General features: G+C 67.5%; 12 protein-coding genes. 4 read left to right on the plus strand and 8 right to left on the minus strand.

Going from position 1 to position 15,169, the window contains the following annotated elements; translation table 11 throughout:
• Positions 1 to 7: 7 nt before the first annotated feature.
• From QO033_RS15115 to QO033_RS15130, 4 genes are read right to left on the minus strand one after another with little or no spacing between them, the layout of a single operon-like run.
• Positions 8 to 505: a hypothetical protein gene (locus tag QO033_RS15115; RefSeq protein ID WP_284481817.1), complete on the minus strand. Its 498-nt coding sequence runs from the start codon at positions 503 to 505 to the stop codon at positions 8 to 10.
• A complete protein-coding gene (locus tag QO033_RS15120; RefSeq protein ID WP_284481818.1) occupies positions 498 to 3,290 on the minus strand; it encodes a 2Fe-2S iron-sulfur cluster-binding protein in 2,793 nt (930 codons plus the stop codon). The genes QO033_RS15115 and QO033_RS15120 overlap by 8 nt, the downstream gene beginning before the upstream one ends.
• Positions 3,287 to 3,568, minus strand: a complete 282-nt coding sequence (locus QO033_RS15125) for a sarcosine oxidase subunit delta (RefSeq protein ID WP_284481819.1) — start codon at positions 3,566 to 3,568, stop codon at positions 3,287 to 3,289. Before QO033_RS15125 ends, QO033_RS15120 begins: the two co-directional genes overlap by 4 nt.
• 12 nt (positions 3,569 to 3,580) lie before the next feature.
• Positions 3,581 to 4,834 carry a sarcosine oxidase subunit beta family protein gene (locus QO033_RS15130; RefSeq protein ID WP_284481820.1) on the minus strand — a complete coding sequence of 418 codons (1,254 nt, stop codon included), beginning with the start codon at positions 4,832 to 4,834 and terminating at the stop codon, positions 3,581 to 3,583.
• 111 nt (positions 4,835 to 4,945) lie between these two features.
• On the opposite strand from QO033_RS15130, the gene QO033_RS15135 reads away from it, so the two are divergent.
• On the plus strand, positions 4,946 to 5,626 hold the full coding sequence (locus QO033_RS15135; RefSeq protein WP_284481821.1) for a TetR/AcrR family transcriptional regulator: 681 nt from the start codon (positions 4,946 to 4,948) through the stop codon (positions 5,624 to 5,626).
• Between the two features lie 6 nt (positions 5,627 to 5,632).
• On the opposite strand, the gene QO033_RS15140 is transcribed toward QO033_RS15135, so the two are convergent.
• From QO033_RS15140 to QO033_RS15155, 4 genes are all read right to left on the minus strand, one after another.
• Positions 5,633 to 6,787, minus strand: a complete 1,155-nt coding sequence (locus tag QO033_RS15140) for an ABC transporter permease (protein ID WP_284481822.1) — start codon at positions 6,785 to 6,787, stop codon at positions 5,633 to 5,635.
• The gene (locus QO033_RS15145; RefSeq protein ID WP_284481823.1) at positions 6,784 to 7,812 is read right to left on the minus strand and encodes an ABC transporter permease; all 1,029 of its coding nucleotides are present in this window, start codon (positions 7,810 to 7,812) and stop codon (positions 6,784 to 6,786) included. The genes QO033_RS15140 and QO033_RS15145 overlap by 4 nt, the downstream gene beginning before the upstream one ends.
• A gap of 12 nt (positions 7,813 to 7,824) precedes the next feature.
• A complete protein-coding gene (locus tag QO033_RS15150) occupies positions 7,825 to 9,693 on the minus strand; it encodes an ABC transporter substrate-binding protein (RefSeq protein WP_284481890.1) in 1,869 nt (622 codons plus the stop codon).
• 61 nt (positions 9,694 to 9,754) lie between these two features.
• Positions 9,755 to 11,524: an ABC transporter ATP-binding protein gene (locus QO033_RS15155; protein WP_284481824.1), complete on the minus strand. Its 1,770-nt coding sequence runs from the start codon at positions 11,522 to 11,524 to the stop codon at positions 9,755 to 9,757.
• 210 nt (positions 11,525 to 11,734) lie between these two features.
• Here QO033_RS15155 and QO033_RS15160 point away from each other — a divergent pair, with 210 nt between their 5' ends.
• From QO033_RS15160 to QO033_RS15170, 3 genes are all read left to right on the plus strand, one after another.
• Positions 11,735 to 12,220 carry a class I SAM-dependent methyltransferase gene (locus QO033_RS15160; protein ID WP_284481825.1) on the plus strand — a complete coding sequence of 162 codons (486 nt, stop codon included), beginning with the start codon at positions 11,735 to 11,737 and terminating at the stop codon, positions 12,218 to 12,220.
• A gap of 230 nt (positions 12,221 to 12,450) precedes the next feature.
• On the plus strand, positions 12,451 to 13,869 hold the full coding sequence (locus tag QO033_RS15165) for a bifunctional enoyl-CoA hydratase/phosphate acetyltransferase (RefSeq protein WP_284481826.1): 1,419 nt from the start codon (positions 12,451 to 12,453) through the stop codon (positions 13,867 to 13,869).
• Positions 13,866 to 15,008 (plus strand): acetate/propionate family kinase, encoded by a 1,143-nt coding sequence (locus tag QO033_RS15170; protein WP_284481827.1) that lies wholly within the window; start codon positions 13,866 to 13,868, stop codon positions 15,006 to 15,008. The genes QO033_RS15165 and QO033_RS15170 overlap by 4 nt, the downstream gene beginning before the upstream one ends.
• Positions 15,009 to 15,169 lie beyond the last annotated feature (161 nt).

Below are 15,169 nucleotides of genomic sequence, written 5' to 3' on the forward strand. Positions count from 1 at the left end.
GCCCCCTTCAGCCCATCAGGTCGAGATGCGCTTTCAGCCGGTGCCAGAGCGCCGGGCCATCGGCGCGCGGGGCGTGCAGGCGCAGCCGGTCTTCCCAGCGGTAGAGCATCAGCTCGGTCCCGAAGCCCAGCCGCTGGACCGAGCGCGACGGCTGCCTCTCGCTGATCTCCGTGCCGCGCTGGATCAGCGCCAGGGCGGCGGCGCCTGCGATCTCGAAGACGATCAACCCATCGGTGATGTCGGAGATCGCCTGCCCATCGTGCCAGCCCGCCGCGCGTTCCGGTCCGTTGATCTCCAGCACCCGGTCACGGCGCAGGCAGAGGCTGTAGCGGTCGCCGGTGGCCACATCGGGCCAGCCAAGTGCCGCGGGCTGTCGCGTCAGGATATCCGGGGCGCTGATCAGGGTTTGCCGCACCGGCAGGATGCGGGTCACCGTCACGCCGGCGCCGTGCAGGGGCTGGCTGTGATCGGGCGGCGGCGCCCAGGACTGGCTGTCATCACGCATTCAGACGCTCTCCCTCAGGATCCAGGGCACAGGGGGCGGTGACCGTCGCGCTCAGGCTCTGGCCCAGGTGGCGCAGCTGCACCCGGTCGCCGATCCGCTGCTGTCCGGACTCCAGCAGCGCCAGCGCGATCGGCCGGTCCAGCGTCGGGCTGAAATAGCTGGAGGTGACAAAGCCGATCGACCGCTGCGGGCCGTCGCCGGTGACGATATGGGCGCCGGTGGGCAGCACGGTGCCACTGTCGGCGACCCGCAGCCCGACCAGCTGGCGGCGGTCGGCGGCATTGGCCGCCTCTGTCTGCAGGGCCCGGTCGCCGACAAAGGCGGCCTTCTTCTTCCGGCGCGGGACATCGAAGCCCAGGTCGTGCGGCATGGTTTCCCCGTCGGTGTCCTTGCCGACCATGATGAAGCCCTTCTCGGCGCGCAGCACCGACATCGCCTCGAGCCCGATGGGCCGGGCACCGAGCGGCGTGCCGGCCGCCAGCACCGCCTGCCAGAGATCGGCGGCGCGGGAGGCGGGGACCGACAACTCGAAGCTCGCATCGCCGGTGAAGCTGACCCGGGCGATGCGCAGCGGGCTGTCGCCGAAGCGACCCTCGGTCAGGGTCATATGCGCGAGCGTCGCCGGATCGGCACCGGTGTCGAGGGCGGCGACGATGGCGCGCGCCTGCGGACCGGTGACGGTGATCGTCGCCCAGTGCTGGGTGGTGTCATGCACGAAGATGCGGTCGGGGTCGTTGCCGTCCTGGCGCCAGCTTTCCAGCATCGCCTCCACCCCGGCGACATGCGAGGAGGAGCAGGAGATCAGGAAGCGGTCTTCGGCCAGCCTGGCGATGACACCGTCGTCGAAGATCAGCCCGTTTTCCCTGAGCATGAAGCCGTAGCGGATATGCCCGGGTTCTAGCGTGGCGATGGTGTTGTAATAGATGAAGTTGACGAAGGCGGCGGCATCCGGGCCCATGACCTCGATCTTGCCGAGGGGGGAGCCGTCGAAGACACCCGCCGCCTGCCGCGCCGCCTGGACCTCGGCGGTGATGGCGGACTGATCCTCGGGGCCGTACCAGGCCGGCCGCAGCCAGCCGCCGTATTCGCCCATCGCCGCGCCGGCGGCGCGATGCTGGGGTTCCAGCTCCAGCCGCTTCAGCGGGTTGACTGCCTGGCCGCGCCGGGTGCCGTGATAGAGCTCCATCGGCACCGGCACGAAGGGCGGCCGGAAGGTGGTGGTGCCGACCTCGGGGATCGGGCGGCCCTGGATCGCGGCCATGGCGGCGAGGCCGGCCATATTCGCGGTCTTGCCCTGATCGGCGGCCATGCCCAGGGTGGTGTAGCGTTTCAGATGTTCGACCGAGACATAGTTTTCCCGCGCCGCCAGCTCGACGTCCTTCAGGGTGACGTCATGCTGGAAATCGATCCATTGCCTGCCCTTGCTGCCGGGCTGCGGCCAGAGCGGCCTGACACGGTAGCCGGAGGCACCGGTCGCGTGAGGCGTGCCAAGGGCGGCGGCGCGGGCCTCGGCCAGCGCTGGGTCCAGGTCGAAGGTGCCATTGGCGGCGCCGGCGGCCAGCATGTGGTCGGGTCCGGCGCCGGGGACGAAGGCGGCCTTTTCAGCGCTCCAGTCCAGCTTGCCGCCGGCATGGCGCCACAGATGCACCGTCGGTGTCAGCCCACCGGAGACCAGGAGGGTGTCGCAGTCGATCTTGCGGGCACCGATCTGAACCCCGCTCAGCCGCTTGCCCCCCAGTGCGCGGGGAGCGCCTTCGGCCGGGTCGGCCTCGATCACCTCGGCGCCGGCGGCGCGCAGGCGGGCGACGATCGGGGCGGAGTGCGAATTGTTGGACAGCACCGCGATCCGCTGGCCGGCCAGAACGCCGTAGCGGCCGAGAAACTCCGCCGCGCCCTGCAGCGACATCACCCCGGGGCGGTCGTTGTCGGCGAAGGTGATGGGCCGGTCCATGGCGCCGGTGGCCACCAGCGTGCGCCGCGCCCGAAGCCGCCACAGCCGGGGCGCGCGGGCGAAGCCGCGATCCTCGGCCAACGCCGCGAGCCCGTGATCGTAGAGCCCGAAGACAGTGGTGGAGGTGAGGATGCGGCCGCCGGCGGCACGGATCGCCGCCACCTGCGCCGCGACCCAGGCCTGCGGCTCTTCGCCCTCGATGGGCTCATCGCCCTGATAGAGACTGCCGCCCAGCGTGGGGTGATCGTCGGCCAGCACCACGGAATACCCGGCCTCCGCCGCCGCGCGCGCCGCCGCCAGACCCGCCGCGCCGCCGCCGGCGACCAGCAGATCGCAATCGTCATGGAGCTGATCGGCGACATAGCCGTCGATCGCCTTGCCGTCGACGGCGCCGAGCCCGGCCATCTTGCGGATGGACGGCTCGAACAGGTGCCAGTCTGGCCACATGAAGGTCTTGTAGTAGAATCCGGCTCCGAGCCAGCGGTGGAACAGGTCGAGCCCGCCCTTGAGATCGTTTTCGGCGTTGGGCCAGGCGTTCACCGCCCGGGCCTGCATGCCATCGACCAGCGCGGTGGTCGTGGCGGGGCAGTTCGGCAGCTCATCGCCCCTGAGGCGGACGTTGAAGACGGCGTTGGGATCGTCGAACCAGGCGCCCCAGAGCCCACGGGGGCGGTGATATTTGAACGACCGCCCCATTACCCGCACGCCGCTGGCCAGAAGCGCCGAGGCCAGGGTATCGCCGGGATGGCCGGTGAAATCGCGCCCGTCGAAGCGGAAACGCAGCAAACGGCTGCGGTCGATCAACCCGCCCTGAGAGAGACGCCGGCCGCTCATGCCGCACCCTCCGCGGGCAGGGTGCGGCGCAGGGTTTTGCTGCCCAGAACGTCCATCGTCACGCTGTCGCGCTCCATCACGAAGAGCTCGCGGCAGGTCAGATGCATCCAGACCTCGCGCACCGGGCCCTTTTCGTTTTTCGTGTCGTAGAGATAGGCGGCCCAATCCTCGGCGGTGATGTCGCCGGTGGTATCGGGGCGGGTCTTGCCTGGTTCGGCGACATAGTGGAACTCGCGCTCGTTGCGCGGACCGCAGAAGGGGCAGGGGAAGAGCTGCATGGCCGGTCCTTTCTAATGCGCGATGCCGGAGGCGGCGCCTTCGTCGATCAGCCGGCCCCTGGTGAAGCGGCTGAGGTCGAAGGGACGCGACAGGTCGTGATGGCGTCCGGTGGCGAGGATATGGGCCAGCATGTAGCCGCCCACCGGGATCGCCTTGAAGCCGCCGGTGCCCCAGCCGCAGTTGAGATAGAGCCCCTCGACCCCGGACGGCCCGATGATGGGGGAGCTGTCGGGGGTGACATCGACGATGCCGGCCCAGTGGCGCAGGAGCTTCACCTTGGAGAACATGGGCACCATCTCGCTCAGCCCGCCGATGACGGTTTCCTGAACCGGCAGGTTGCCGCGCTGCCCGTAGGAGGGGATGCGGTCCAGCCCGCCGCCGAAGACCAGCCCGCCCTTGTCGGACTGGCTGACATAGGTGCCATGGCCGGGCGACAGCACCACGGTGTCCAGCACCGGTTTCAGCGGTTCGGAGACGAAGGCCTGCAGCGCGTAGGAATGGATCGGCAGCCGGTAGCCTGCCATATGCGCCAGAACCGAGGAATGGCCGGCCACCGCCGCGCCGATGCGGTCGGCCCGAATCTCGCCCCGGGTGGTGGCAACACCGGTGACGCGGCCGCCTTCGACGATCACATCGGTGACCTCGCAATTCTGGATGATATCGACGCCGAGCCGGTCGGCGCCACGGGCAAAGCCCCAGACCACGGCATCGTGGCGCGCGGTGCCGCCGCGCCCCTGGTACATCGCCCCGTGGATCGGATAGCGCGCGCCGCGGTCGAAATTCAGGATCGGCGCCAGCTTGCGCACACCCTCGGTGTCCAGCAGTTGCGAGTCGATGCCGTTGATCTGCATCGCGTTGACCTGCCGCGCGGCGATCTCCATCTCTGCCTCGGAATGGGCGAGGATCATCATGCCGCGTTGCGAGAGCATGATGTTGTAGTTCAGCTCGCGCGACAGCCCCTCATAGAGGCGGACCGACATGTCGTAGAGCGCGGCGCTTTCCGGATAGTAGTAGTCCGACCGGACAACAGTGGTGTTGCGGCCGCTGTTGCCGCCGCCGATCCAGCCCTTTTCCAGAACCGCGACATTGCGCACCCCGTGCACCTTGGCCAGGTAATAGGCCGTCGCCAGCCCATGGCCGCCGCCGCCGATGACGATGACATCATAGGCGGGTTTCGGCTTCGGGCTGCGCCAGGCCGGGGCCCAGCCGCGCTGGCCGCGCAGGCCCTCGCGAAACAGGTTCAGGGCTGAATAAGTCTTGTTCATGGCGTTCCCGCGATGCGAAGCTCTGGGTTCCGGTCCCTTGGGGGCGAGCATAGAAGGAGGCGCGCTTATGTTCAATGATGTACGTTTTTCCCGGATCGCGGGCGCGGGCCTTTGACGCAGGATTCAGCACAGGGTGGCAAGCGGCGCGGGCGCGGCCCGGGCCGGACCACGCGGGCCGACTGGGTGCAGGCGGCGCTGGAGACGCTGATCGCGGAGGGGGTCGACCGGGTGCGGGTGCTGGAACTGGCCCGCAGGCTGGAGTGCGCGCGCTCCAGCTTCTACTGGTATTTCAAGAACCGGGCAGAGTTGCTGGACAGCCTGCTGGAGCATTGGCAGCAGACCAATACCCAGTTGCTGGTGGCCGCCGCGGCCCGGCCGGCCGAGACCATCAACTTCGCCGTCGGCCAGCTGATCGCCGATTGGGCGGCGCCGGGGGAATTCGACATCCCGCTGGATCTGGCGGTGCGCGACTGGGCGCGGCGGTCGGATGCGGTGCGCCGGGCGGTGGACAGTTCCGACGCGCAGCGGATCGAGGCCTTTGCCGCGATGTTCCGCCGCTACGGCTATCCGCAGGCGGAGGCCGAGGTGCGCGCCCAGATCCTCTATTTCCACCAGTTCGGCTATGACGCGCTGGACCGGCGCGAAAGCTGGGACACCCGGCTGGGGCGCAGCGCCGACTACCTCTATTGTCTGACCGGCAAGACGGCAGGCACGGCCGAGGTCGCGGCGCTGGCCGAAGCGGTGCGGCGCAACCTGGCCACGGCGCAGCAGGCGCCCCGCCCGGCGGGCTGAGGCGGCCTAGCTGTCGTAGGGATCGAGCGAGTCGCGCAGCCCGTCGCCGAGGAAGTTGAAGGCCAGCACCACCACGATGATCGGCAGCATCGGGATCGCGGTCCAGGGATAGATCTCGATCGAGGCGAGGTTCTGCGCGTCGTTCAGCATCACCCCCCAGCTGACCGCCGGCGCCCGCAGCCCGAGCCCGAGGAAGGACAGCGCGGTCTCCCCCAGGATCATCGCCGGGATGGACAGCGTGGCGGAGGCGATCAGATGCGACATGAAGTTCGGCAGCAGGTGCTTGCGGATCACCCGCCCGGAGGAGGCGCCCATCATCTCGGCGGCGCGGACGTATTCCTCCTCCCTGAGCGAGAGGAACTTGGCGCGTACCGATCGCGCCAGCCCGGGCCAGTCGAGAATGCCCAGGATGACCGAGATGATGAAGAACACCGAGACCGGCCCCCAGTTCGACGGCACCGCCGCCGACAGCGCCAGCCACAGCGGCAGCTCCGGCAGCGATCGCAGGATCTCGATCACCCGGTTGATCACCCAGTCGATCTTGCCGCCGAAATAGCCGGCGATGGAGCCAAAGCCGATGCCCAGCAGGAAAGAGACCGTGATGCCAATCAGGCCCACCGTCAGCGACAGCTGCGCGCCGTAGAGGATGCGGCTGAACACGTCCCGCCCCAGCCGATCGGACCCCCAGAGGAAGACGGTGGCCCCCTCCTGGGCGCAGAACAGATGCGTTTCGGAAGGAAACAGCCCGGCGAGGTGATAGCTGTCGCCCTTGCAGAAGAACTTCAGCGGGATCGGTCGGCTGGTGTCGGGCACGAACTTCCACTGGAAGGTCTCCATGTCGGGTTCCGAGGTGGTGCGATAGACATAGGGACCGACGAATTTGCCCTCATGCCACAGCTTGATCGACTGCGGCGGTGCATAGAGATGTTCGGACATCCGCTGGTTCGGCGTATAGGGCGCGATGAAGCCGGCGAAGGGCAGCATCAGATAGCTCAGCAGCAGGAAGAGGCCGGAGATCAGCCCCAGCTTGTGACGGCGGAACTTGCGCCAGACCAGCAGCCAGTTCGGCGCGTCGAGATCGCGGCGTTCGATCTGCTGGATGCTGGTCTGCGGGTCATAGGGCGCATCGTCGACATAGCGCCCGTCGGGAAGCCGGCTCATGTCTCGCGCCCCTCGTAACGGATGCGCGGATCGAGCAGCACCAGCAGCACGTCGGAGACCATTGTGCCCACCAGTGTCAGAAGCGCCACGAACATCAGCACGAAGCCGGACAGGAACTGATCCTGTGTCTTCAGGGCCGTCAGCAGGGTCGGGCCGATGGTCTGCAGCCCCAGCACGACCGAAACCAGAACCGAGCCCGATACCATCGAAGGGAGCAGGTTGCCGATATCGGCGACGAAGGGATTGAAGGCCATGCGCAGCGGATATTTCGTCAGCATGCGCCGTGGGCTCATGCCCTTGGCAATGGCGGTTTCGACATAGGGTTTGCCCAGTTCGTCCAGCAGGTTGGCGCGCAGCCGCTGCATCATCGCCGCCGCCCCCGAGGTGCCGATCACGAAGGTCGGCACGATCAGGTGGACCAGGATCGACCAGGCCTTGTCGGAGGTCATCGGCTGGCCTTCGAACCGCGGGTCCATCAGCCCGCCGATCGGCAGGTTGAAATATTTGTGCCCGTAGTAGAACAGGATCAACGCCAGCAGGAAGTTCGGCGTCGCCAGCCCGAGATAGCCGACGAAGGCCGAGGTGTAATCTACCCAGGTCTTTGATCTCGCCGCCGCCAGCACCCCCAGCGGCAGCGCCACCAGATAGACGAAGAGCACCGCCGCCAGATTGACCAGAACCGTCAGCCACAGGCTTTCGCCGACGATCTCGGCGACGGGGCGGTCGAATTCGAAGGACCAGCCGAAATTGCCGTGGATCAGCCCGGAGAAGCCGTTGGGACCGGGCATGAAACCGACCCAGATCATGTATTGTTCCCACAGCGGCCGATCCAGCGCGTATTCGTGACGCAGGAACTCCGCCTTGGCGACGCCCGCATCCTGGCCGCTGGCCCGCAGCTCGGCGATCTGGTTCGACAGGTAATCTCCCGGCGGCAGGTTGATGATCAGGAAGATTAGTGCCGAGACGACCAGCAGCGTCAGCAGCATGGTCGCGAAACGGTAGATCGCATAGCGCAGGAGCATCATGCCGGGATCCGATCAGCCGTCATCGGCGAAGAAGAATTCGTCTGGCCGGTGAATGCCGAAATGCGCCCCCGGGTCCCAGGCCCAGAGCGCCTTTTCCGGCACGTTGCGCAGCCGCTTGTTGACGACGATCGGCTGCGGCGCCTCGGCCAGGATGCCGATGCCATAGATTTCCTCGGCGTGGATCTTCAGCATGGCGCGCCAGACCGCGCTGCGCTGGTCGTCGTCGGTGGCATCCTGCCAGTCGGCGGCCAGCCGCATCAGCTGCTGTGCCGGCGCCATGTCGGGCGGCTCTCCGGCGGCGCCATCGGTCTGGTAATATTGTCCCCATTTGGGCCAGGCGAGGAATTCCTGCTGGCGCGGCGCCAGATAGTCGGGCGCGGTGTAGGGCTGCGGGATGCCGTTGTCCCAGCCGAACCAGACCGAACACATGGTGTTACCGGCATAGACCCGGTTGCGCAGGATATCGCGGTCCAGTGGCCGCATGATCAGCTTGACCCCGATCTCGCGCCAGGTGTCGGTGACGATCTGCAGCGCGTTCTCGACCTCCTGCCGTTCGCCGGCGGTCTCGATCACCAGTTCCATCGGCCGCCCGTCGGGCAGCAGGCGGGTGCCGTCGCCGGCGCGTTGGTCGAGACCGGCGGCATCCAGCAGCGCATTGGCCTGATCGGGATCGAAACTGGCCCAGGCGGCGCGGTTCTCCGGGTCGAAGAACGGGCTTTGCGGCAACACGGTCATCGCGCCGGGCTTGGCCAGCCGGAAATACAGGGCCTGGTTGATCGTGTTGCGGTCGATCCCCAGCGACAGCGCCCGGCGCACCCGTACGTCGCGCAGCACGTCGCGCCAGCCTTTGTCGTTGTAATTTAGGTTGGGATAGATCGCGATCTGCGAGGCGACGCCGGTAGGCCACAGCAGGGTGCGGTAATTGCCGCCATCGGCCTCGCCCTTGCGGAGGATCGAGATATCGCGGAAATCGAGGCCGCGGCCCTGCAGGTCGGCCTCGCCGGCATTGGACTTTGCGGCGATCAGCCCGGGGGCGACGATCTCCATCTCGATCACATCGATATAGGGCAGCTGCACGCCGGTGGTGTCGATCCGGTGGAAATAGGGATTGCGCACGAAAAGATGGCGGATCTTCTTGCCCGAAGTCGCGTTCATCCAGGGCTGCAGCGTCGGCAGCGCGCTGTTGTCGAACTTGTACATGTTGTCGAGCTTGTTGTGCAGCGCTGCCCAGCTCTTGACCCGCGCTTCCTCGACGGCCTCGGCCAGCTGCGCGGCATCGGCGTATTTGACGTGGAACTGCCTGAGGAAATGCGCCGGGCGGAAGATGAAGGGCGGCCGCGCCAGCGCCAGATTTTCCAGGAACCCGGGGTTCGGCCGGCTCCATTCGAAGATCACCGTGGTGGCATCGGGAAAGCTGACCACGGGCATTTCGCCATCGACGCGCAGGAAATCCGGCGGCCCGGCGGGGGACAGCTGCGGATTGTTGGCCACATCGTCCCACCAATAGGCGAAATCGGCTGAGGTGAAGGGAGCGCCATCGGACCATTTGTGCCCGGGCCGGAGCCGCAGGGTGAACTTGCGGTTGGCCTCGTTCTCGTAGCTTTCGAGGATATCGGGCCGGAGCTGATAGGCCTCGTCATAGCCGATCAGCCGCGCATAGCCGTAGACCACCATCTGGCGGATGTCCTTGCTGCGGGTCACCATGGTGCGCAGCGTGCCGCCCTGGGTGCCGAGCCGGCGGCCCTTGGCCTCCAGATCGACCACCAGCGGCACATCGGGCAGCCGGTCGTTCACCGGCGGCAGGTCGCCGGCGGTGACCTCGGACTGCCAGAAGCTGCTTTCCTGCAGCGCCGGCAGCGCCGCGGTGGCCAGCGGGATCATGACGGTGGCCAGCGAAACCGACGACAGCAGGAAGGCGCGTCGGCTTCGGTCAAGGGTGCGATCAGACATGGCAACGTACCTTATGGCCGGGTTCGAATTCGGTAAGAGACGGTATCACGCTGGCGGAAAAACGAAAGGCTTCGGGCCAGGTTTCCGGCGATCCGGCCCCGGCGGCGACCAGCTTGAGGTTGATCGGGCGGTCGATATCGGGCTGCGGCTGGGCCGCGATCAGCGCCTTGGTATAGGGGTGGCGGGGATCGTGGAACAGCACCTCGGGCGGGGCCTGTTCGACCACCAGCCCCTGCCGCATCACTGCGACCTCATCGGCGATCCGGGCGACCACCGCCAGATCGTGGCTGATGAACAGATAGCTCAGGTTCATCCGGTCGCGGATGTCCTCCAGCAGTTGCAGGATCTGCTCCTGCACCGAGACATCCAGCGCCGAGGTCGGCTCGTCGCAGACGATCAGCGAGGGGTCGAGCATCATCGCCCGGGCGATCGACAGCCGCTGCCGCTGACCGCCGGAGAAGGCATGCGGGAACCGCTGCAGCATATCGGCGTTCAGCCCGACCTGCCGCAGCATGTCGGCGGCACGGTCGCGGCGCTCGGCGGCGCTGCCGATCCGGTGGATCTCCAGCGGTTCGGTCAGCGCGTCCAGCACCCGCATCCGCGGACTGAGCGAGGAATAGGGATCCTGAAACACCATCTGCGCTTCGCGCTGAAAGGCGGTGCGCTGGGCGCGGGTCATGTCGTGAACGGCGATCGGGTCGCCGTGGGCCGGGCGGAACCAGACCGCACCGCCGGGATCGGGCAACTCGGCGCCGAGCGCGATACGCGCGGCCGTGGTCTTGCCGGAGCCGCTTTCGCCGACGATGGCCAGGGTCTTGCCGCGCGGCAGCGCCAGATCGACGCCGCGGCAGGCGTGGATTTCCACATCCGGGCGCCAGGCCGATCCGGCGCGCAGCGTATAGGTCTTGGAGACCGCCTGCATCTCCAGGATCAGATCGCTCTCGGCGGCCGGGGCCGGGCGCGGGATCACCTCGGGGATGGCGGGGGCGGCTTCGAACAGCTGCCGGGTATAGGGATGCGCCGGCGCCTTCAGCAGCGGCGCCGCGGCACCCGATTCCATCACCCGGCCGCGATGCATCACCACCACCTGCTCGGCCATATTGGCGACCACCCCCAGGTCGTGGGTGACCAGGATCAGCCCCATGCCGGTTTCCTGCTGCAGATCCTTGATCAGCCCGAGAACCTGGGCCTGCGTCGTCACGTCGAGCGCGGTGGTCGGCTCGTCGGCGATCAACAGATCGGGTTTCGACACCATCGCCATGGCGATCATCGCCCGTTGCCGCATGCCGCCCGACAGCTCGAACGGATAGGAGCGATAGGCGCGGTCGGGATCGGGGAAGCCGACCCGCTCAAAGGTCTCCAGCACTGTCTTGCGCGCCTGCGACTCGCTCATGCGGCGGTGCAGCCAGAGCACCTCGCTCACCTGATTGCCGATCCGGTGCAGCGGCGACAGCGAGCGCATCGGCTCCTGAAAGATCATCGAGATCTGGTTGCCGCGCACGTCGCGCATCCGCCGTTCGCTGAGCGTGGTCAGATCGGTGGATTTGCCGTCGCAGGTCAGAACTACCCGGCCGCTGTGGATATGGGCGTTGCGCGGCAGGATGCGCAGCACCGCGCGGCAGGTGACCGTCTTGCCCGAACCGGACTCGCCCACCAGCGCCAGGGTCTCCCCCGGGGCCAGGCTGAAGCTCACGTCCTGCACCACCGGATCGAAGGTTCCGAAGCCGATGCTCAGGTTCTCGACGGTCAGAAGGGCGGCCATTCAGCTGCGCCCCGGCCACCGCATTCGGTGCGAATTCAATGTCATACCCCCCAACAGGTTGTTGGCGGTACAATCGCGTGGCTCTATGCCGATAGTCAAACCCCAATTGCCGGATGCGGGGTTCCGGCGGCATTTGTCCTCTGCCGGCTACACATTGCGCGCCGCATTTGGCAAGAGGGGGGCGAACCCGCAGGCCGCAAGGAGGGCCCCATGAGCAGACTCGATCTTTTCATCGACCGGATGGTGTCGCAACGCGCTTGTCTGGACTACGCCATCGCCCAGACGGCGGCGATGCCGGGGCCGGTGTTCGAACTGGGGCTCGGCAACGGGCGCACCTATCACCACATGCGCGAGAAGATTGAGGGCCGCGATATCTACGTCTTCGAACGCGCCGTCGCCTCGCATCCCGATTCGACACCGGAGGAGGCCTTTACCCTGCTGGGTGACGTGATGGAGACGCTGCCGGCGGCGCTGGCGCGGTTCGGTCCGACCGCCAGCCTGGTCCATGCCGATCTGGGTGGCCACAACCGGGCGAAGAACGATGTCTTCGCCCGCAAGGTGTCGCCGCTGATCGAACCGCTGCTGGCGGAGGGCGGGCTGATGGTCTCCTCCGACCGGATGTATTTCGAGACGCTGACCGAATTGCCGCTGCCCGAGGGCGCGGTCGAGGGGCGCTGCTTCATCTATCGCAAGTGATGCCCCTTCCGGGCCGTGCCGCCTCCGTCCTCAGGCGGGCGGCGCGACCCGGGCCCGGGCGCGGCGCCGGTCGGGGTGCTGCGCCGAAACCGCCCAATCGGGCCGCAGCGCCCGGCCGATCCTTGCTGCGACGCGGCGACCCCCTTGCCGCAGGGTTTCCCAGCCGGTTTAACGGTTCTGTCATCCCCGGGCGGTAGCCCCGGGAGAAACGTCACAGGGAGGCCGAGGGCTTGACCACTCCGACCATTCAGAATGTCCCGTTCGATCAGCTCGAAATCGGCATGGAGGCGGCGCACGAGCGGACGCTGCGGGCCGAGGATCTGTTCATTTTCGCCAACAGCTCGGGCAACATGAACCCGATGCACCTGCCTGAGGAGGACGGCGATGGCGACGGCCGGCCCGAGGCGGTGGCGCCGGGGATGTGGATCGCTTCGCTGATCTCTTCGGTGCTGGGCTGCGAACTGCCGGGGCCGGGCACGCTCTATCATTCGCAGACGCTGCGTTTCATCGGCCGCGCCCATGCCGGCGACGCGCTGACCGTCAAGGTGCGGCTGACCGGCAAGGGAGCCGATCGGCTGGTCACCTTCGACACCTGGGTCGAGACCACCGGCGGCAGCCGCGTGCTGGAGGGCGAAGCCGAGGTCTACGCCCCTGAGAAGGCGATGAGTTTCAAGGCCGGCGAGGTGCCCGGGCTGACCCTGCAGCGCCATGTGCATTTCGACCGTATCCTGGAGATGGCGGAGCCGTTGGCGGCGATTCCCACGGCGGTGGTCGCCCCAGAGAAGCCCGATGCGCTGGCCGGTGCCATCCTGGCGGCGGAACACACGCTGATCGATCCGGTGCTGGTCGGCCATGCCGAGCGTATCGCCGAGGCGGCGGCGGCCGAGGGTATCGACCTTTCCCCCTACCGGATCGTCGATGTGCGCGATCACGCGCTGGCCGCGCAGGAGGCTGTGCGGATGGTGCGGGCCCGTGAAGTCGCGGCGCTGATGAAGGGGCATCTGCATACCGATGTGCTGCTGCATGAGGTCGTCAAGCGCGACGGCGGGCTCAGGAAGGGCGGGCGCAAGCTCAGCCATGTCTTCGTGATGGATGTGCCGGGGCTCGACCATCTGCTGATGGTGACCGATGCGGCGATCAATATCGCCCCCGATCTCGCCGCCAAGGCCGATATCGTGCAGAACGCCATCGATCTGGCCCATGCGCTGGGGATCGAACAACCCAAGGTCGGCGTGCTGTCGGCGGTGGAGGTGGTCAATCCCGCGATCCCCTCGACGCTGGATGCGGCGGCGTTGTCGAAGATGGCCGAGCGTGGCCAGATCACCGGCGGGCTGGTCGACGGGCCGCTGGCGATGGACAACGCGGTGGATATCGGCGCGGCCGCGACCAAGGGCATTCACTCGCTGGTCGCCGGTCGGGCGGAGATCCTGATGGCGCCCAATCTGGAAGCCGGCAACATGCTGGCCAAGGAGCTGACCTTTCTGGCCCATGCCGAAGCCGGCGGCGTGGTGATGGGGGCGAAATGCCCGATCATCCTGACCAGCCGGGCCGATGACGACAAGGCGCGGCTGGTGTCCTGCGCGGTGGCGGCGCTGGCGGCGCATGCCTCGGGGATGATGGCGGCGGTGAGCGGGGAGGCCGGGGCATGAGCGCGATCCTGACGCTGAACGCCGGCAGCTCCTCTGTGAAATTCGGGGTCTATCAGGTGGCCGAGGAACCCGTGCTGTTGCTCAAGGGCCAGGTCGAGAACCTCGGCCCGCTGGCCCGGATGAAGCTTCAGGGCGGCGCGGCGGAGGAGATCGGCCCCGCCGATCACGCCGTGGCGCTGCACGAGATCCTGCATGCCATTCAGCCGGCGCTGGACGGCCGGGTGGTGATGGGGGTCGGGCACCGCATCGTCCACGGGGGCAAGAGCTTCGGCGAACCCGAGGTGTTGACCGAACGGGTGCTGGCCAAGCTCAGGACGCTGGAACAGCTGGCGCCGCTGCACCAGCCGCACAACCTGGCGGCGGTCTATGCGGCGCAGAAGGAATTTCCCGAATCGGTGCAGATCGGTTGTTTCGACACCGCCTTTCACCGCGGCCATCCCTTCGTGAACGATACCTTCGCGCTGCCGCGCAAGTATTACGAACACGGGGTGCGCCGCTATGGCTTCCACGGGCTCAGCTACGATTACATTACCTCCTGCCTGCGGCACGACTGGCCCGATCTCTACAAGGGCCGGGTGGTGGTGGCGCATCTGGGCAATGGCGCCTCGATGTGCGCGATCCGCGGCGGTCAGAGCGTGGGGTCGACCATGGGGTTCTCGGCGCTGGACGGCCTGCCGATGGGCACCCGCTGCGGCCAGCTCGATCCCGGTGTTCTGCTCTACCTGATGGCGCAGGGCATGGGGGCGGATGAGATCTCGAACCTGCTCTATCACGACAGCGGGCTCAAGGGCCTGTCCGAGATCAGCCATGACATGCGCACGCTGCTGGACAGCGACGATCCCCGCGCCGCCCAGGCGGTGGACTATTACGTGTTCCGTATCCGCCGCGAGCTGGGGGCGATGGCAGCGATCCTGGGCGGCATCGACGGGCTGGTATTCTGCGGCGGCATCGGCGAACACGCCGCCGCCATCCGCGCCCGGGTGCTGGAGGGGATGGAGTTTCTGGGCCTGGCCGAGAACGCCGCCGCCAATGCCGCCAGCGAGACCCGGATCGGTGCCGGCGCGACCGAGGTGCTGGTGATCCCCACCGACGAGGAACGGGTCATCGCCCGGTCGGTCGCCGATGCGCTTCTGGCCTGACCGGGAAGCTGACGGCGACGGCTGACGGCAGGGCCGGGCGGCCCGGTGCGCGCGCATCTTTACCCCGCGCGCGCCGGGGCCTATAAGGCGCCACATGAGCCTTATGCGCATCATTATTATTCGAATTACTGTCCCGGCGCTCTGATCCAGACGAGCCGCCG

Source organism: Pseudodonghicola flavimaris (assembly GCF_030164425.1).
GTDB classification, from domain to species: Bacteria; Pseudomonadota; Alphaproteobacteria; order Rhodobacterales; family Rhodobacteraceae; genus Pseudodonghicola; species Pseudodonghicola flavimaris.